The 18,324-nt window shown below is 70.1% G+C and carries 17 protein-coding genes; 9 read left to right on the plus strand and 8 right to left on the minus strand.

The features are described from left to right. Window positions 1-40: 40 nt before the first annotated feature. Complete coding sequence (locus NAG42_RS24660) at window positions 41-421, plus strand: hypothetical protein (protein WP_250033352.1); 381 nt, start codon at window positions 41-43, stop codon at window positions 419-421. Window positions 422-714: 293 nt separating this feature from the next. On the opposite strand, the gene NAG42_RS24665 is transcribed toward NAG42_RS24660, so the two are convergent. From NAG42_RS24665 to NAG42_RS24685, 5 genes are read right to left on the minus strand one after another with little or no spacing between them, the layout of a single operon-like run. Further along, window positions 715-2,487: a HelD family protein gene (locus NAG42_RS24665; RefSeq protein ID WP_250033353.1), complete on the minus strand. Its 1,773-nt coding sequence runs from the start codon at window positions 2,485-2,487 to the stop codon at window positions 715-717. A gap of 2 nt (window positions 2,488-2,489) precedes the next feature. Further along, complete coding sequence (locus NAG42_RS24670) at window positions 2,490-2,747, minus strand: DUF6510 family protein (protein WP_250033354.1); 258 nt, start codon at window positions 2,745-2,747, stop codon at window positions 2,490-2,492. Window positions 2,748-2,770: 23 nt separating this feature from the next. After that, entirely contained in the window at window positions 2,771-3,526 is a 756-nt protein-coding gene (locus NAG42_RS24675) for a ferredoxin reductase (protein WP_250033355.1), read from the minus strand. Then, a complete protein-coding gene (locus NAG42_RS24680) occupies window positions 3,496-4,095 on the minus strand; it encodes a sulfite oxidase-like oxidoreductase (protein ID WP_250033492.1) in 600 nt (199 codons plus the stop codon). The genes NAG42_RS24675 and NAG42_RS24680 overlap by 31 nt, the downstream gene beginning before the upstream one ends. 41 nt (window positions 4,096-4,136) lie before the next feature. Continuing rightward, window positions 4,137-5,771 carry a S8 family serine peptidase gene (locus NAG42_RS24685; RefSeq protein ID WP_250033356.1) on the minus strand — a complete coding sequence of 545 codons (1,635 nt, stop codon included), beginning with the start codon at window positions 5,769-5,771 and terminating at the stop codon, window positions 4,137-4,139. A gap of 166 nt (window positions 5,772-5,937) precedes the next feature. Between NAG42_RS24685 and NAG42_RS24690 the strand changes: the two genes are divergently transcribed. Next, window positions 5,938-6,651 (plus strand): hypothetical protein, encoded by a 714-nt coding sequence (locus NAG42_RS24690; protein WP_250033357.1) that lies wholly within the window; start codon window positions 5,938-5,940, stop codon window positions 6,649-6,651. 51 nt (window positions 6,652-6,702) lie between these two features. Here NAG42_RS24690 and NAG42_RS24695 read toward each other — a convergent pair whose 3' ends face one another. Further along, on the minus strand, window positions 6,703-8,469 hold the full coding sequence (locus NAG42_RS24695) for a S8 family peptidase (protein ID WP_250033358.1): 1,767 nt from the start codon (window positions 8,467-8,469) through the stop codon (window positions 6,703-6,705). Between the two features lie 133 nt (window positions 8,470-8,602). Next, the gene (locus NAG42_RS24700) at window positions 8,603-9,838 is read right to left on the minus strand and encodes an IPT/TIG domain-containing protein (protein ID WP_250033359.1); all 1,236 of its coding nucleotides are present in this window, start codon (window positions 9,836-9,838) and stop codon (window positions 8,603-8,605) included. Window positions 9,839-10,146: 308 nt separating this feature from the next. On the opposite strand from NAG42_RS24700, the gene NAG42_RS24705 reads away from it, so the two are divergent. Together NAG42_RS24705 and NAG42_RS24710 are read left to right on the plus strand one after the other, a co-directional pair. Beyond that, window positions 10,147-10,896, plus strand: a complete 750-nt coding sequence (locus tag NAG42_RS24705; RefSeq protein ID WP_250033360.1) for a hypothetical protein — start codon at window positions 10,147-10,149, stop codon at window positions 10,894-10,896. Window positions 10,897-11,493: 597 nt separating this feature from the next. Continuing rightward, the gene (locus NAG42_RS24710; protein ID WP_250033361.1) at window positions 11,494-11,796 is read left to right on the plus strand and encodes a hypothetical protein; all 303 of its coding nucleotides are present in this window, start codon (window positions 11,494-11,496) and stop codon (window positions 11,794-11,796) included. A gap of 105 nt (window positions 11,797-11,901) precedes the next feature. Here NAG42_RS24710 and NAG42_RS24715 read toward each other — a convergent pair whose 3' ends face one another. Beyond that, window positions 11,902-13,926 carry an IPT/TIG domain-containing protein gene (locus tag NAG42_RS24715; protein ID WP_250033362.1) on the minus strand — a complete coding sequence of 675 codons (2,025 nt, stop codon included), beginning with the start codon at window positions 13,924-13,926 and terminating at the stop codon, window positions 11,902-11,904. A gap of 7 nt (window positions 13,927-13,933) precedes the next feature. Between NAG42_RS24715 and NAG42_RS24720 the strand changes: the two genes are divergently transcribed. The 5 genes from NAG42_RS24720 to NAG42_RS24740 all read left to right on the plus strand — a co-directional run bounded on the left by NAG42_RS24720 (window position 13,934) and on the right by NAG42_RS24740 (window position 18,317). After that, window positions 13,934-14,146 (plus strand): hypothetical protein, encoded by a 213-nt coding sequence (locus tag NAG42_RS24720; RefSeq protein WP_250033363.1) that lies wholly within the window; start codon window positions 13,934-13,936, stop codon window positions 14,144-14,146. A 382-nt stretch (window positions 14,147-14,528) separates the two neighbouring features. Then, window positions 14,529-15,260, plus strand: a complete 732-nt coding sequence (locus NAG42_RS24725) for an NUDIX hydrolase (RefSeq protein ID WP_250033364.1) — start codon at window positions 14,529-14,531, stop codon at window positions 15,258-15,260. Window positions 15,261-15,367: 107 nt separating this feature from the next. After that, complete coding sequence (locus tag NAG42_RS24730) at window positions 15,368-16,147, plus strand: serine/threonine-protein kinase (RefSeq protein WP_250033365.1); 780 nt, start codon at window positions 15,368-15,370, stop codon at window positions 16,145-16,147. Window positions 16,148-16,161: 14 nt separating this feature from the next. Then, on the plus strand, window positions 16,162-17,118 hold the full coding sequence (locus NAG42_RS24735; protein ID WP_250033366.1) for a hypothetical protein: 957 nt from the start codon (window positions 16,162-16,164) through the stop codon (window positions 17,116-17,118). After that, entirely contained in the window at window positions 17,115-18,317 is a 1,203-nt protein-coding gene (locus NAG42_RS24740) for an adenylosuccinate synthetase (protein ID WP_250033367.1), read from the plus strand. Before NAG42_RS24735 ends, NAG42_RS24740 begins: the two co-directional genes overlap by 4 nt. The last annotated feature ends 7 nt before the right edge of the window (window positions 18,318-18,324 follow it).

An 18,324-nucleotide genomic window follows, 5' to 3' on the forward strand; every position in this document is an offset into this window, starting at 1 on the left:
TCCTCAGGGTGCCTTCAGACGGCGTGACTACGGTCCTCACATGGAAGAAGAACGGGCACGGCGGATTGTCGACACGCTGCGGACGCGCAATGTCTTCGCCCATGTGAAGCTGCCCCAGGCCGGCATCACGCAGTACGGCATCCGCGTCGTACTGCCCGACGGCCGTGAGGCGATCTGGGACAACGACGGCACGGCCGGTCTCGAGGCGCAGATCATGCGTAACGGCATCCTGGTCGGCTTCGTCGCCTCGATCCCCGACTCGGAGAACTTCGGCGACGGCCAGATCGTCGAGTCCATCGCCACGGCCGATTACGACCGTCCGGTCGGCCGATCCATCCCGTCCAAGCCCCGGCCCGCGGCCACCCGTCCGCCGTCGCCGGTCACCCTGGCCCAGCGCCTGCGGGGCGGCTTCCGCTCCTGACTGTGCGGCGCGGATCAGCTCGGTGAGGTGGCCCTGCCGTGGGCTGGTCAGCTGGGTGAGGCGGCTCTGTCGTGGGCTGACCGCGCTTTGTGGGGCGGCGCGGGTGTGAGCTGACCGCGCTTTGTGGGGCGGCGCGGGCGTGGGCTGACCGCGCTTTGTGGGGCGGCGCGGGCGTGAGCTGACCGCGCTGCTTGGGGGCGGCGCTGTCGTGGGCTGGTCGGCAGGGATAAGTCGGTGCGGTCGCGGCTCTATCGCGCTTGGAGAGCCGGGGCTGCTCGGCTTGGCGTGTGGTCCTACTCCGGGCTGATCAGCTCGATGAGGCGGTCGAGTGCGACCGGCCACAGCTCCGGGGTCAGGTTGCTCAGCAACGTCTCGGCCAGCGTGTGCGCCACCACGTTGATCTTCTCTTCCACGGCCGGATCGAGCGCGACAGGCGGCGGCAGAAGTACTGGGGCCGGGGCGACGGGTTCCGGAGCGGGTGCTTCCGGTTCGGGTGCGACCGGCAGATCCTCGGGCGCCTCCGACGGGTGGCCCAGCGGCGCGGCTGTCAGTTGGCCCGGTGGCGCGGCCGGCAGGTCCTCGGGTGCGCCGACCAGGTGCAGGTGGGCGGTGGCCCGGGTCAGGGCGGTGTAGAGCAGCCGATGCCCGCGCGGGTCGTCGTCGACGATGAAGCCCGGCTCGACCACGATCGTCGCGTCGAACTCCAGGCCCTTCGCCTCGTGCGGGCTGAGCAGGGTGATCGCCGGGCCGCGCTCGTCGCCCGGTGCTGTGCCCCAGGGCAACTCCTCCGCGCGCAGCGCCGCCTCGATCTCGTCTCGGCAGCGCGCCGGGCAGATGACCGCCACCGAGCGCCCGTCCGCGGCGTGGTCGGCGGCCGCCGCGACCACGACAGCCGCACGGCCGGCCGGCTCGACCGGTGAGATCGCCGGGTCGGCCGGCCCTTCCCGTACGGTGGTCGGCGGCTGGACGCTCGGGGCTGCGGTGGGCAGCAGCTCGGCCGCCAGGTCGAAGATCTGCCGCGGCACGCGGTAGCCGAAACGCAGCTCCCGGTGCACGTGCGGCATCTCCGACGGCAGGTGGGCGAGCACGTCGTGCCAGTCGTCGCGGGCCCACGGGCCGGTCGACTGGGCCATGTCGCCGACCACGGTCAGCGAGCCGTTCGACGAGCGGCGGGAGATCGCGCGCAACTGCATGGGCGAGAGGTCCTGGGCCTCGTCGACCACCACATGGGCGTACGTCTGGGGTCCGGCCCCGGACAGGTGCTCGGCCTCGTCGAGCAGGGGCAGGTCGGCGTCGCTGAACGGCGGGTCGGCCGCCGCCATCCGCTGCAACGCGTCGATCTCGCGGTCGGTGAACTCGCCCTCGGCCGCCTCGGTCAGCAGGGCCCGCGACGAGAAAAGCTCGGTCAGGAACGTCGTCGCCTCGAACTCGGGCCACAACCGGTCGGCCAGCTGGTCGGCCGCGTCGAGGATCAGGCGCGGATCCTGGGTGCCGGCCACCAGCGCCGCCCGCAGCAGCCGCCGCCGGTCGCCGGCCGGCGCCTCGCTGGCCTTGGCCGTCGTGATCACCCGTTCGATCTGCGCCGGGTCGAGCCGGACGACCCGGCCCCGCACGGTGATCACCGAGGGCACGAGGGCCTGCCGCTTGCTCCGTTTCTCGAGCGCCCGGGCGAGCAGGCCGGCCATCCGGGCCTCGCCCTTGAGCCGGGTCACGTGGGGCGCCTCGGGACGGCCGGTGACCGCCTTGGGCAGCAGCCCGTCGATCGAACTGTGCGCGACGCCCTCGTGGCCCCACTCGGCGAGCAGTGCGCGGGTGCGCCGGGCGAACGCGTGGGACGGCCCGACAACCAGCACCTCACCGTCGGTCAGACCGAGCTCGGGGTCGTCGAGCAGCCAGGCGACCCGGCGCAGGGCCGTGTCGGTCTTGCCGGTGCCCGGACCGCCCAGGATCATCAGCACGCTCTCGGGGGCCGCGCGGATCAGCTCGTCCTGGGCGGTGCGGATGGTCGCCGCGAAGTCGCCGGCCTCGGCCAGCAGCGGATCGTCCGGCGCCGCGACGCGGGTCAAGGTCAGCTGCCTTCGAGGGGCACTTCGAGGCGTACGCTGCCGCGCAGATCCAGGTAGACCCGGTCGGGGGCTCGAACGACTCGGATCACCACGTCGTCGCAGTTGGGGCAGCGGGCCACCAGCCCGGGGGACTGGTGCCACACCATCAGCGTGGCCACCGCGTCGGTGTGGGTGCAACCCGCGCACATGTAGCGGGCCGCCGTCACGTCGACCGCGAAGATCTCGCGGAGGTCGCCGGCCATGGAGTTGCCGTCGAGCATCGGCCCCCTGTGCCCGGGTTGTGTCACGACGTCCCTCCGAAGCGTTCGGTGCGGATCCGGCGCGGGTCGTGGCCGAGCGCGACCAGGATGTCCGCGGCGGTCTCGACGAACGTGGTGGGGCCGCACACGAAACAGTCCGGTGTGAAGTCCGGCGGCCAACCGTACGTGTTCACGGCGGCCACGTCGATCCTCTTCGGGGCCGAAGGCCAGTTGTCCGGCGTTTTCCGCGTGTAGACGTAGTGGACGTCGAGCCCAGCGTCGTCGCGCACGCGGCGCCGCAACTCGTCGGCGTAGAGCACGTCCTCCGGCGTCCGCACCGAATAGATCAGCCGGAACGGTTGCTTGGAACCGGCGATGGCCCGGGCCCGCACCATCGCCATCAGCGGCACCACCCCGGAGCCGCCGCCGAGCAGCACCACCGGTGCCGTCGACTTCTCGCGCCAGACGAACCAGCCGCCGACCGGGCCGCGCAGCTCGATCTGGTCACCGGCCTGCACGGTGTCGGTCAGATAGGGCGAGACCTCACCGTCGTCGAGCCGCTGAACGGTCAGCTCGACCTTTCCACCCGGCTCGGGCCAGGCCGAGGCGATCGAATAGCTGCGCTGCGCGCTGTATCCGTCCTCGGCGGTCAGGCGCACGTCGACGTGCTGGCCGGGCAGGTGACCCGGCCAGTCCGGAACGTCGAGCACCAGCGTGCGTGCCGTCGGCGACTCCCAGCGGGCTTCGGCAATCGTCGCCGCCCGCCAGATCAGTCGCCCTGATACCGCTGTTCGCGCCATGGGTCTCCGTACATGTGATAGCCGGCGGCCTCCCAGAAACCAGGCTCATCCTCGGGCATCAGCTGAATGCCGTTGACCCATTTCGCCGATTTCCAGAAATACAGGTGCGGAATGAGAAGCCGGGCCGGGCCGCCGTGCTCAGGCTCGAGATCCTCACCATCGAACTTGTACGCCACCCAGGCCTTGCCGTCGAGAAGATCTTCCATCGGGACGTTGGTCGTGTAGCCGCCGAAACTGTGGACCATCGTGTAGTCGGCGGCCGACTCGACGCCGGCCAGCAGGGTGTCGAGCGAGACGCCGCGCCAGGTGGAGCCGAGCTTGGACCACTTGGTGACGCAGTGGATGTCGACCGTGACGTCCTCGGCCGGCAGCGCCTGGAACTCCGTCCAGTTCCAGCTCGTCCTGTCGCCGGTCTCCGTGGTGACGGTGAAGCGCCAGCGATCGAGCGGGACGCGCGGGGTCGGCCCGGCGGAAAGCACCGGGAAATCGTGGGTGAGGTACTGACCGGGCGGCAAGCCGGGCACCGACTCTCGTCGGCGGCCGCCGAATCCCCTGGAAATGATGCCCATAGGTGATGAGTAAACCGGATGATCTTGCACCTGGACAGCGCTCAGAGCCGGATCACGCCGCTTGTGGTGCCCGACACGACAACGCGGTGCTCCAGGCCCGGGACGAGATCGACGAACCGGGTGATAAGGGTGGCGGGGTACGTGCGCACCGTCCGCCACTCCTCGCCGGCCTCCTGCTGGATCTCGACCGGTACACCTTCGGCCCCCTTGATCACTACGGTGAGCTCGCCGGCCCCGGTGCGGACGAGCCGGATGATCGGCTTGGCCGAGGCGCTCGGCGTCGGGGTGGCCGGAGCGCTGGGCGTCGGGGTGGCCTGGGTGCTGGGCGTCGGGGTGGCCGGGGTGCTGGGCGTCGGGGTGGCCGTCGGCATCTCGCTCGGGACGGGCGAGCTGGTGGTCGGCTTCGGCTGGTCGGTCGGTGTCGCGGGCGAGCTCGATGACGCCGCCGGTGACGGTGTCGCCGCCGGAGCCGGAGTCGTGACGATGGCCGGGGCGGTGCTCGGCGGGACGATGCGCGCCAGGGCGGCGGCCGCGTCGAGCAGGCCGGCGCCGAAGTCGTCGTCGCGGCCGGGCGCGCCGAGGTCGACGGCCGAAGTGGTCAGCGCCTGCTCGACCTGGTCGGGGGTCAGTGCGCGGTCGGCCCCCTTGAGCAGCGCGGCCACCGCGGCGACGTGGGGCGCGGCCATGGAGGTGCCGTTCATCCGTACGTATCGGTTGCCCGGAAAGGTGCTGAGGATGTCGCTTCCGGGGGCGGCCACGTCGACGTACCCGCCGCGGTTCGAGTAGCCGGCGACATCGTCGTTCGAGGTCGTCGCGGCCACGGCGACGACACCCGCGTCGGCCGCCGGGTAGCTGACCGGGCTGCCCTGGGCGCGCGCGTTACCGGCCGCCGCGACGACGACGACACCCTTGCTGCGGGCGTAGGCGACGGCGTTGCTCACCGCGCTGACCTGCCAGGTCGAGCTGATCGACATGTTGATGACGTCGGCCCCGTGGTCGGCGGCGTAGGCGATGCCGTTGGCCACGTCGGACATGTAGCCCGAGCCGTCGGGCCCGAGCACGCGTACGGGAAGGATCCGGGCCTGGGGAGCCATGCCGGCGACGCCCTCGCCGTTGCCGGTGAGCGCGGCGATCGTGCCGGCCACGTGGGTGCCGTGGCCGTGCGGGTCGACCGACGGGCCCTCGGTGCGGGTGATGAAGTCGGCGCCCGGCAGCACCTGCCCGGTGAGATCGGGGTGCGTGGCGTCGACACCGCTGTCCACGACGGCGACCGTGACGCCGGCGCCGGTCGACCGCGGCCAGGCGCCGTCGACCCGCACGCGGGCCAGGTCCCACTGGGCGGGCAGGTACGGGTCGACCTGGGCCACCGTGACCGGGGCGTCCAGCTCGACGCTGACGGCGCCGGGCGCCTGCTGGCCCTCGGCGACCAGAGCCTCGGCGGCGTTCCGGTCGGTGACGGTGCGGGCGGCGATCACCGGACGGCCGTCCCGGCCGACGCGGGTGCTGACCACCCGTACGGGAAGGGTCTGGGAAACGACCGGCGGAAGAAGCCCGGCCGGGCTCGCCGAGAGGTTGTGGGTGATCGGCCGCCAGGCCGGCTCGTCGAACTTCAGGGTCAGCGCGGCCCCACCCGCGACGGCGGCCAGGACGACGGCACCCACACTCAGCTTCTTCATGTCAGACCGATTCGGCTGCGGGGGTTGGCGGGACGGGAAGCGAAGCGGTGCAACTCGGTTCCGACGAGTCTTCGGTGGTTTTAGAGCGCTTTGTCCGTCTCGGTGACACGATCGGATCGAGGTCGCCTCGCGGCCGATCCGCTAGTCGACAGGGAACCGCGCACCGATGACAGTGCAGGACGAGAACGGCGTCTACCGATCGCTGGCCCGTGAGCGCCGCAACCAGCGGCGCAAGCAGCTCGGGGTGGGACTGGCCGGGGTGGCCGTGTTCGCCGGGGCGGGCTCGTTCGTGATGCAGAGCCGGCTGATCGATCTCTCGCGCCACACGGAGACCCGGGAGCCGCTGGCCGTCGCGCCGCGTCCGGTGCCGGCGCCGTCCTCGTCCTCGCCCTCGCCCTCGCCGTCGGTCTCGTCGGGGCTCGCGGCCGGGCCCGGACGTGTGACCCGGGACGGCGCCCGGCAGCGGGTCAGCCCGGCGCCGCCACCCTCGTCGACGGCGGCCACCTCGGTGGCGTCGCCCAGCATCGCGGCGGCCACCTCGGCGTCGTCGCCCAGCATGGCGGTCGCGGCGTCGCTGAACCGGCACGAGGAGACCACCCGCTCGAGCAGGATCCGGGTGACCTCGGCCGGGTTCGACCTCACCGGGAAGCCGGAACTTTCCATCGTGGGTGACCCGGGCTGGGAGGTGGGGGCGGCGCGGTGCACCAAGACCGTGCGCTCGGCCACCGGGGAACAGGTGCGGGTGATGCCGTCGGTGCTGGTGTGCTGGCGTACGTCGCCGCGCCGCAGCGTGGTCACGGTCGCCACGGCGAAACGAGGCCGTCCGTCGTCGGGCGAGAGTGTCGCGGTGATCGATCGGGAATGGGCGCGGCTGCGGTGATGCGCCGGACCCCGAGGCTGGGGGCGGCCTCGGGGTCCTGTTCTCGCGGTTCTACTTCTTCTTGACCGTGGCGTTCTTTCCGGTCGCCTGTCCCTGGACGGAGAAGGTGGTGACCGGCGAGACGACCTCGACCGAGGTGGCGGTCGCGGGGACCACGAGCTTGATCTGGAATCCGCCGTAGGCGGTGACGGAGAGGTTCACTCGGCCGTTGCCGTCGGTCTGGACGGTCTTGTAGTCGAACTTGGCTGAGCCGGTGGCGGCCAGACCGACCTGCACGGTCTTACCGGCCCAGGGGGCGCCGGCCGCGGTGACCGTGTAGAGGACCGAGGCCGGGCGGCCGGGGGCGACTGTGGTCGACGGGGTCGAAACGCTCACCGTGGGGGTGAGCTTGGCGGGCGTCGTGGTCGGTGCCGCGCTGGGCGTGCTGCTCGTGGTCTTGCTGGCTGACGGGGTGGGCGTGGGCGTGCTGCTGGTGGTCTTGCTGGTCGACGGGGTCGGGGTGGGCGCGCTGCTGGTGGTCTTGCTGGCTGACGGGGCCGGGGTGGGTGTGCTGCTGGTGGTCTTGCTGGCTGACGGGGTGGGGCTGGTGGTCTCGGTCCGGGTGACGGTGGCGAGCGCGGCGGCGGCGTCGATGCGGCCGGCGCCGAAGTCGTTGTCCCGGCCCTTGGTGCCCAGGTCGACGGCCGAGCTCTTCAGTGCGGCCTCCACCTGGTCCGGCGTGAGCGACGGCTGGTAGGCCTTGAGCAGTGCGGCCACCGCAGCGACATGCGGGGAGGCCATCGAGGTGCCGCTCATCGACACGTAACCGGTCTTGCCGCCGAGCGCGGTGGGGTAGGTGCTGAGGATCGACGTGCCGGGCGCGGCGATGTCGACGTAGCTGCCCGCGTTGGAGTAAGTGGCGACCTTGTCGGCCGAGTCGGTCGCGGCGACGCCGATGACACCCGCGTCGGCGGCCGGATAGCTGGTCGGGCTGCCCTTGGCCCGCTCGTTGCCGGCGGCGGCGACCACCACGACACCCTTGCTGCGGGCGTACGTGATGGCGTTGGTGACCGCACTGACCGCCTTGGTGGCCCCGAGCGACATGTTGATGACGTTCGCGCCGTGATCGGCGGCCCAGATGATGCCCTCGGCCGCGTCGGACATGAAGCCCGACCCGTCCTTGGCCAGAACCCGTACCGGAAGGATATTGGTGTGGGGCGCGATGCCGCTGATCCCGACGCCGTTGCCGGTGACCGCGGCGATGGTGCCGGCGACATGCGTGCCGTGGCCGTGGGGGTCGCTGCTGGCCTCGGCCTTGTCGGCGATCGCGTCGTAGCCGGGGAGCACGTTGGCCGCGAGGTCGGGGTGCTTGGCGTCGACACCCGAGTCGAGCACGGCGACGGTGACGCCGGCACCCGTGGACTTCGTCCAGGCGGAGGCGGTGGAAATCTTGCTGAAGTCCCACTGCTGGCTGCGGTACGTGTCGCTGCCGGTGGGCACGTCGAGCGCGGTGGTGACGGCGTCGAGCTCGACGCCGACGGCGTTGGTGGCCGACTGGCCGGCCTTGACGGCCTTGGCGGCGGCGGTCTTGCTGGTAGCGGTGGTGACCTTGATGACCGGCTTGCCGCTCGCGTCGAGGCTCGTGGTGACGACGCGTACGGGCGCCTGGGTCGACACGGTGGTCGGCAGGATCTGCTCGGGCGTCTCGGTCAGGTTGTAGGTCGCGGGCTGCCACTCACTCGCCGAGGTGACAGTCGCGGGCAGGGCGATCGCGGCGCCGCCGGCCACCGCACCGACAGCCAGGGCGCCAATTGCGTACCGGCGCAGATGCTTCTTCATCGTCGTCCTCCCCTTAGGTGGTCGACGAGAACGGTCGGCGGCCCGGCAGCAAATGGGCAGACCTTTGCTTGGTGCAGTTCGGGAGCACAGCAAAACGGCCCGGGGCGCGCCCCGGGCCGTCATACGTGGTGGATCAGAAAGGCCCGACCGTGAAGGTGGCCCCGCTGCTGAGCGCCGTCGGACTGGCCAGCTCTCCGGCATCGGTGGCGCCGTTGGCGACCACAGTCACCGTGTAGGTGCCCTCGGGCACGGGACCGTCCGCCGCCGTCCCGTCCCCAGGGTTGAGGCGCGTACCCAGCAGGTCGAATGTGCAGATCAACTCGGTGTTGCTGACCACCATGACCTTCTTGCACTCCTGCACGCCACGGTTGGACCCCGGAACGTACGCGTCCTTGACCAGGAAGACGTGGGCCGTGGTGTCGGTCGGCGCGGCCGACTCCTTGAAGGTCAACGACTGGAAGCCGACGCCCTTGAGCGACACATCGACCTTCGACCCCGCCGGTGCGGTGTCCGGGGTCACGGCGACGGCGTTGCGGTAGGTGAAGAAGAGGGGCTCGTCCGCCGTGTCGGCTTCGGCGTCCTGCTCGAGGCCGTTGTTGTCCGGATCCGAGCTGATGACGGTGCCACCGGGCGTGTTGACGGTCAGAGTGAGGTTGGCGGCCGCTGAACGAGACGAGGTGACGGCGGTGAAGCTGTTGCCGTTGATCGCCACCTTGATGCCGGTCAAGGTGGCTCCTCCGATCGAAGCCGTGGTGGTGTTGGCCGCACCGAAACCCACGCCGGTCACCGTGATCAACTGGCCGCCGGAGGAGGGGCTGCTAGCCGGGATGATCTTCGCGATGCGGGGCCGGACGGCCAGCGTGTACGCCGCGGTGGCAAGCAGGGTGCTGGTGGTCGTCGACGGGTCGTCATAGACGCAGACGTTCCACTTGGCCGTGGTCTGAGTCCCGGCGAGCACCAGCCCGGTCGTGTTGATCTCCGCATCGGCCGGATAGGGCCCGCTCGGCACCCGGAAGGCGATCTTGTTGGACGCCACTCGTTTGACGTCCTCGGGGTTGACGGTCAGCACGCCGGCCGTGGTGGCAGCGCCCGTCGCCTCGATGTTGGCGTCGGCCTTAGCCGTCGCGGCGCAGGCGGTGACTCCCTTGCCCGTGAACTGGAACTGCACGGTGGGTGTCGTGCCCGCCGGGAACGGATTGAGGTTCGCGGCGGTGACCGTCGCGGTGATCGAGTTACCGCCGCCGCTGGGCCCGTTGGCGCTGCTGAGCGTCATCGTCGGGGGTGCGGCGCCGGCGGCCACCGCCGTGCCGGTCAGAACGACCGCGCTCACAGCGAACGTGGCCAGGCCGCCGCGAACGAGCTTGCTCATGGATTCGCCTCCCGTGGACCGCTCATGGTCGCCTGCCCAGGAGCGTATCGGCGCAAGAGCCGCGGAACTGGCCAAAGGTTCATAAGTGCCTGAGAGCTTGTTGGATCAGACCACTGTCCGGATGTTGGTGCCATGAAGAATCTGGGCCGTCATACGACGTCCGTGGCCGGCCTGACAGTTGACCGTAAGGGCCGAAGTGCCGGTCTCATCCACTGATTAGGCCATTTTGCTGTTCTATGTCCCCTCTGTTGCCACCATGAAATTGGGAAAGGTGTGCCGTTCAGCGGCACGTCGAGCAGCAGCACTAGGTGAGCGAGGTTATCGAGATGAGCACTCACGACGATGACCGGGAGACACACGCCGCGCAGTCGGCGACCGAGGCGATGCCGTGGTGGCGCCGGCGCCGGACCGCCGTCGGGGCGGTGGGTCTGCTTGCGCTATTGGGGGGCGGGACTTATGCGCTGACTACGGAGCTCAGCGAGCCGGCCGCGGTGCGGCCGCCCGATGCCGGAGCAGTCGGAGCGCTCGTGCCGGCGCCGACCGAGCCAGGCGCGACCTCGACCGGACCGTCGACTCCACCGGCCACGGAGGCGTCAACGTCCTTGGAGCCGAGCAAGCCGCCCGTGCCGGCGCCTGTGGCGTCCGCGTCCGCCAAGGTCGAAAAGGAGATCAAGAAGGCGAGAATTGCCGCAGCCAAGGAGGGCTATCCGCTGGTGCGTCCGTTGCCGACCAGCACCGCACGTCCGGCGCCGCAGCAGCGCGAGACGCAGAAGCGCGACAAGAACGGCTCGGTGCGGATCATCACCGCGAAGGGCGACCTGACCGGCCAGCGGGAATTGCGGTGGGTGGCGGACAAGGGGACGCCTGCCGGAGACGCCCGGTGTTCACGGAAGATCCGGCTCAGCAATGAGCAGGCACCCAACGTCCTGCCGAACATGCTGATGTGCTGGCGTACGTCGGCGGCCAAGAGCGTGGTCATCATCAACGTGCGCTACCACGGCAAGCCGACGCCGGCCGACACAGTGGCGGTTCTTGACAAGGAGTGGGCGAAACTCTGATCCCGGCGTCCCGGGTGACGAACGCGGCGTGCGCACAATCGCGCACGCCGCGTCTTTCATTGCGACGGCACGATAACGCACGTCCCCGTATGTCAGGGCTGGATCGGCAGAACTGGGACAACGGCGTCGTCGCCCGCGCGAGCATGGGCTTCCGGTCGGGCGGTTGCCTGGGTGCGCCCTGGGCACTGCCACAACGCCAGCCTGGGAGGAAGCACTATGACGGGACGAGAACGCGACGGCGGCTTTGAGCCGCGCACGCATCGGTCTGCCGGCCGGCGGCAGGTGTATGCCGCGGGAGGCGTAGGTGTCGCTGCTGTGCTGGGCGCCGGGCTGCTGGTGGCCACGGCCGGCCACGACGACCCGCCGTCGGTGGCCGTGCCCGCTGGACCTGCTCGATCGCTCGACCAGCCACGTACTGAAGCGGTGGCTCTGACCGAGGCGGCGACGCTTACCAAGGCGACACCGCCGAGTGCATCGCCGCCGTCCCTGACGCCGGCACAACAGCAGCGGGTAGCCGCCGTCGAGAAGGCAGCGAGGAGTCAAGAACCGATCACACGTGCGCTGCCGCAGACCGTGCGGGACTACCCGGAGGTGACCGTGACGAGCAGGCGTACCGCCGAGCGGACCCTGCGAGTCGTCTCGGGGCACGGGGACCTGACGGGTTACCGCGAGCTCGCGTGGGTCGCCGACCGGGGGCGCCAGGAGGCGCACGGTGTCCGGTGCTCGCAGACGATTCGGCTCTCCCTGGACGAGAAGCCGGCGCGGCACCCGACTCTGCTGGTGTGCTGGCGGACCAGCGCGCAGCGCAGTGCGTACACAGTCATGGTCGATCAGGACGGGCGGCCGTCCGCGAAGGTGAGTGTTGCCGCGCTCGACGCCGCTTGGCGCCGGCTCGACTGAAGGCGGAACCGCAGGCGGCGGCCGACTCGGTCAGCCGCCGTCGTATATGGGTCGGCGGCCCGGAGCAGATGCTCCGGGCCGCCGGTTAATGTGTCGGGGCGTCGGTCAGGACGGGGCCACCGTGAAGGTGGAACCGCTGCTGACGACCGACTGGGTGTAGGCGGGGTCCGACGTGGCCGCGCCCACGGCCGCGTTGCTCACCACGGTGAGCGTGTACGCGCCGTTCGGGACCGGCGCCGCCGCGCGCAGCGTGCCGCTGTCGCTCGCGTCGACAACCGCGTTGGTGGGCTGGTTCAGGTATGCCGTCTTGCCATCCGCCGAGACAGACAGGATGACGGTGCCGTCCGCGATGTCGCCAGTGGTGAACGCGTTGAAGGCTCGGCCGACGTCGGCCTGTGTGAACACGGCGCTGGCCGAGGTGACCGAGGTGGCGCCCGAGCTCGCCGTAAGGGTCGTCACGCCGGTGCGCACCGGTCCGCCGACAACGGCGTCGGTGACCGCGCCACCCGCGCCCGTTCCAACCTGCGACACGACAATGCGGGTCGGGCTCAGAACCGCGGTGATTGTGGTGCCGGCCGCGATGAGCGTTCCACCGTCGGAGATGGGCTGGCCCACATCGTCCTGGGAGAACGTGCCATCGGTGACTTCCCAAACGGTGCTGGTGGTGCTGGCGGTCACGTTTGGCTTGTTACCCGTGCCGGTCGTGTTCGCATATGTAAGCGGGAACGCTGCCTCGGCGCCCGCCGCCGCGGTAGCGGCGGCCCCGCCGAAACGGCGGTCGAGAACCAGGCTGCAGACCAGCGTCTCATCGTTGATCACGAGGACGTTCCAGCACTCCGACACCGGCGCGTTCGCCTTACGGTCGGTAGACACTGCCGCCGCACCGTTGTAGGTGCCTCGGACGAGGTAGACCCGCGAGTCGGTGGCGGTCGGGCTCGAGGTGCCGTAGGTCGTCGGGTTGGTCGGCCAGTTGTAGCTCAGGAAGCCGGTGCCGGTGACCTTGACGTCGAGCGAGCCGATCGTGTTGGGCGCGGTGCGCGGCGCGACGATGATCTCGTTCTGGAACGAGAAGGCGTTCGTCAGAGTCCGCACGCCCGACGAGGTGGTGACAACCAGCGGCGAGTTGGCCTGCACGCTGTGCGCCGGAGTCGTGGCCCGGAACGAGTAAGCGCTCAGCGGCCGGATGTTCTCCAGGGCGACACCGCCCAGGGTGGCGGTGATGCTTCCCGGGGTCGTCGGAAAGTCCGTGCCGGAGACGACGATCTCGGTGCCACCGGTCGCGGGTCCCGCCGAGGGCCGGATGGCGGCCGGGATCGCCGCGGCGATCGTCGTGTAATCCGCCGAGGCCACGACAGATCCGCCGCCGTCGTTGGTGGAGTTATAGGTGCAGACAGTCCAGCTGCCGACCCTGGCCACCGTCGGGACCGTGAACGCGACCTGCGTGTCGCTCAGCTTCCGCACCTTGGCGGTGGCCACGCGGTAGAGGTACGTCGGATCAGTCGTGTCATCCGTGGTCTCATAGGTGGCGTTGCAAGGCTGACCCGAGACCAGCAGGATGCCCGGCGTGAAGCCGGAGTAGGTGGTGGCGTCCGTCGCCGTGATCGTGATGCCGTTGCCGCCGGCCGACGGGCCGCTGGTGTTGCTCAGGTAGACCTTGCCCACCGTGTAGCTCGTGGACGACAGCAGCGTGGACGCGGCGGTGGCCCCGTTGTAGAGGCAGAGGGCGTAAGACTTCGGACCCACGCCGGTGGACGTGATGGCGGCCGGCACGGTCAGCGACGTCTGTGTGTTCGAGAGCCGGTTCACGTTCGAGGCGACCAGCGTGGCCCCAGGCGTGCCGTAGGCCGTCGGGCAGGTCGAGGAGGAGAAGTACGCTCCGACGGCGGCGACACCGGTGAAGATCGCCGCGGTGTCGGCGGCCGTGACGGTGAGGCTGTTGGTGCCGCCGGAGGGTCCTGCGGCGTTGTTCAGCCTGGGCGCCAGACCCACGTTGAACAGATAGCCGGCGGTGTTGGTGGTGGGCTGCAACGAGCTCGTGTTGACAGTGTCGCCGCCGTACACGCAAGCGCGGTACTGCTTGACGACACCGTTGGGGCCAGGGGTGGCCTCGGCCGGCACCTTGAAGGTCACAACGGTCGTGGAGCTGGTGGAGTCGGCGGCCGAAACCGGGAAGACGGTGCTCGACGCGGCCTGGTACTTGGCGTTGCACGTGGTGGCCGTCGTCACCTCAACCCGACTGCCGTTCGAGACGGTGAATGGCGCCGGGCTCGTCGTCGTGTCGGTGATCGTCACGGTGTCGCCCGGCATCACGAGGTCGGTGGTGACGCTGATGACGGCGAACGCGGGCTGAGGCGCGAAGAGAGCGGCGGCACCGACCGCTCCGACCGCCACACCGGCTCCGAGCAGCCGGCTTCTCGAACTGGATGTGGTCTTGCGCATGCGAGGTCCTCCTACGGGTCCGTCTGGACCACGTCGCTGATTGGTGAGGCCCGGGGGCTCGGTGAACCGTCGCGGGCCGTCTCGCCGGAAGCGTAACCAGTCGTAGCGGGGCAATTGCGTAGAGTCATAAATATCGTTGTCTAACAGTTTTTCGTGGCGTTTACCGGTGCGTATGTGCTGCGCGTCAGAGTGCGTGAGATCTAAGCGCGCTCGCTGTGGCCGGCCTTTGACAGCTAGGAAGCCCCGTTGTAAGTTATGCTCAAGTCGAGTTTTTCTCATAGGGAGAGTAACGAGTGGTGAACGAACGCGAGTTCTTGGCCGACTACCAGCCGGCGGCTTACCCGGCGGTTGCCGTCACGGTGGACATTGTCGCTCTGACCATTCGCGACGGCCGGCTCTGCGTGCTGCTCGTCGAGCGCGCCGAGCACCCCTACGCGGGGCGGCGGGCTCTGCCGGGCGGGTTCGTCCGGGAGGAAGCACTGGATGGTGCGGCGCTGCGGGAGCTCAATGAAGAGACCGGGTTGACGCGCGTTCACCTCGAGCAACTCAAGACCTACGGCGATCCCGGCCGCGATCCGCGCATGCGGGTGTTCTCGGTGGCCTACTTAGCGTTCGCGCCGCTTCTGCCCGAGCCGGAGGCCGGTTCGGATGCGTCCGGTGCCGCGTGGGTCCCGGTCGAGCAGGCCACCGGCTTGGCCTTCGACCACGACACGATTCTGGCTGACGGGCTCGACCGGGCGCGGGCAAAGCTCGAATACACCCCGCTGGCCACAGCTTTCGCGGGCGACGAGTTCACGATTTCGGAGCTTCGGCAGATTTACGCCGTGGTCTGGGGGGAGGAGCTGCACGCGGGCAACTTCCACCGCAAGGTGCTGTCCGTACCCGGATTTGTCGAGAGCACAGGCCAGACCGCGACGCGCGGTGGGGAGCGGGGTGGGCCCAAGCCGAAGCTTTATCGCGCCGGGGACGCCAAGCTGCTGCATCCGGCGTTGTTGCGGCCCGGGCGTGAGGAAGACGTCCGATGAGGTTCGCGGAGGCTGTGGCTCGGATCGAGCGGGCCGGCAGCTTTGCCGAGCTGGGAGACGGGGAGGCGGCCTACCGGGCGTACGCGAAGGCCGTACATCCGGACGCCGTGACCGACGCGCAGAGCGCGACCGCCAACCGGGCTTTCGCTCAGCTGTCGAAGCTTTACGAACAGCGGAGCCGGCGGGTGGCCGTCGGTGACATCGCCGATCTCGTCGCCGATCCGAAGGGGCTGCTCAAGATCCCGCGCAGCCCGGCCGACAGCGACCTCATGGAGGCCGAGGCCGTTGCGCTGAAAGCCTTGCGGGACAAGGGCGACCCGAAGTATCGGGCCTACGCGCCCCGGCTGATCGACAGCTATCTGCACGAGGACGGGGAGCGGAAGCGGCGGCGCGTCAATGTTTTGGAGCGGCTCGACGGTTTTGTTCCGCTCAGTGTGATCGGCGCGCGCCGGGATCCGCGGGACGTTGCCTGGATGTGGCGGCGGCTGCTGGTCGGGCTGGGGTGGGCTCATCGGGCCGGCGTCGTGCACGGGGCTGTCCTCGAAGAGCACGTTCTGATCCATCCCGAGCAGCATGGTGTCGCGCTGGTCGACTGGTGTTACTCGGCGACGCGCGTGAAGGCGGTGGTGGCCAAGCGTCGCGACGCCTATCCGCCCGAGGTTCTGCAGGACAAGACCGCGGGGCCGGCCACCGACATCTACATGGCGACCGGGCTGATGACCCGGTTGATGCAAGACCCACCGAAGGCGTTGCGGAGATTCGCCGACGGGTGCAGCTATGACAAGCCGCGCATGCGACCGCAGGACGCCTGGCGCCTGCTCGGCGAGCTCGACGACATCCTGCACAGCCTGTACGGGCCGCGGACATTCCGGCCCTTCGTCATCTAACGGGAGGTACCACCATGGGAAGCGGACGCTGGTCCACCGATGTCTACACCGCCGCCGACAACTACCGCCGGGCCACCGGGGCGAGCGCCTTCGCCTACAGCGACAGCGGCGCCCGGCAGGCCCACCCGGCTCTCGATCCCAAGGGCGTCACCCAGCGGGAGAGCCGGGACAACGACGAGCACCCCTTCAGTACGCCGATCGCCGTGCTCTTCGACGTCACGGGGTCGATGGGTGGGGTGCCGCGGGTGCTGCAGACCAAGCTCCCGCAGCTGCTGGGTCTGCTGACCCGCAAGTCGTATGCGACCGACCCGCACATCCTGTTCGGGGCGGTCGGCGACGCCAGCTGTGACCGGGTGCCGCTGCAGATCGGCCAGTTCGAGTCGGACAACCGGATGGACGACGATCTGGCCCGCATCGTGCTGGAAGGCGGCGGCGGTGGGCAGATGATGGAGTCGTACGAGCTGGCCATGTATTTCATGGCCCGGCACACCGCTCTCGACTCCTACGAGAAGCGTGGCCGGCGGGGCTATCTGTTCTTGATCGGCGACGAGATGCCGTACGCGAAGCTCAAGCCGCGGGAGGTCGAGAAGTTTCTCGGGGAGCGCGCCGAGCGGATGAGCACCGAGGCCATCGTGGCCGAGCTGACCCGTACGTTCGACGTCTACTACCTGCTGCCGACCGCGGCCGGGCACGGCGGCAACCGGGACGTGCTCAAGCGGTGGCGTGAGCTGCTGGGACAGAACGTGCTCGAGCTCGACGACCTGGATGCGGTGTGCGAGACGATCGCCCTCACGGTGGGTCTCGGCGAGGGCACGATCGACCTCGACGCGGGACTCGACGACCTGGTCGAGGCCGGGTCGGCGCACCGCCGCACGGTGGGCAAGGCGCTTGCTCCGTTGCAGCGTGGCGGCGTGGTCCGCAGGAGCGCTCTGCCGGTCGGGGACGCGCCGTCGGGGAACGAACGGCTGTGAACGAACACGTCGCGGTGGTCGACCTCGGCTACGGGGACGCCGGCAAGGGCACTGTGGTCGACGCTCTGTGCTCGTCCTCGCAACCACGGGCCGTGCTGCGCTTCAACGGGGGAGCGCAGGCCGCACACAACGTGGTCACCGAGGACGGGCGGCAGCACACGTTCGCGCAGTTCGGGTCGGGCACGCTGCGGGGGGTGCCGACGCACCTGACCCGGTTCATGGTGGTCGATCCGCTGGCTCTGGCGGCCGAGGCGGCCGCTCTGGGCAACCCGTTCGAGCTGCTCACGGTGGATGGGGACGCCCTCCTCGCCACGCCGTGGCATCGGGCCGCCAATCAGCGCCGGGAGGTCGCCCGGGGCGGGGCCCGTCACGGTTCGTGCGGGATGGGGGTCGGCGAGACCATGGCGTACGCGTTGAGTCACGTCGACGCTCCCCGGGTCTCCGACACCCTTTCCCGTACGAGGCTGAGGCGCCGGCTGGCGGCGGTGGAGGCCGAGCTGGGGCCGTTGGCGGTGGCGCTCGACGAGGTGGTGGACGCGTTCCTGGCGTTCGGTCGCACGGTGTCGATCGTCGCGCCGGGCTTCGAGCAAAGGTTGCTGCGGGAGGGGCCGTGTGTCTTCGAGGGGGCGCAGGGGGTGCTGCTCGACGAGTGGCGCGGCTGGCATCCGCACACGACCTGGTCGACCACCACGTTCGGCAACGTCTCGTCGATGTGCTCGTCGTTCCGGCGGCTCGGCGTGGTCCGCACCTATACGACGCGGCACGGGGCGGGGCCGTTCGTGACCGAGGACGAGACGCTCGACCTGCCCGAGGGGCACAACGCGACGGGGCGGTGGCAGGGCGCGTTCCGGGTGGGGCACTTCGACGCGGTCGCCCACCGGTACGCGGTCGAGGTGGCGGGCGGGGTCGACGGGCTGGCCGTCACCCACCTCGACGTGCCGGAGCGCTGCCCAGAGCTGCGGATCTGCGACTCGTACGCGATCGACGGCGAAGCCTGGACCCGGATCGTCCCGGGGCCGGCGCGCGACCTCGAGCACCAGGCGGCGCTGACCCGGCGGCTGAATCGGGCGCGACCGGGCCCGATGTGGCGGCCGGACGACTGGGCCGGCGCCGTCGGCGGACTGCTCGGCGCCCCCGTGGTGATCGAGTCACACGGGCCGTCGGCGGCGGACAAGAAAATCCTTCAATTGCATTATTAGGTGCGCC

This window comes from Paractinoplanes maris (genome assembly GCF_023544465.1).
Classification (GTDB): domain Bacteria; phylum Actinomycetota; class Actinomycetes; order Mycobacteriales; family Micromonosporaceae; genus Actinoplanes; species Actinoplanes maris.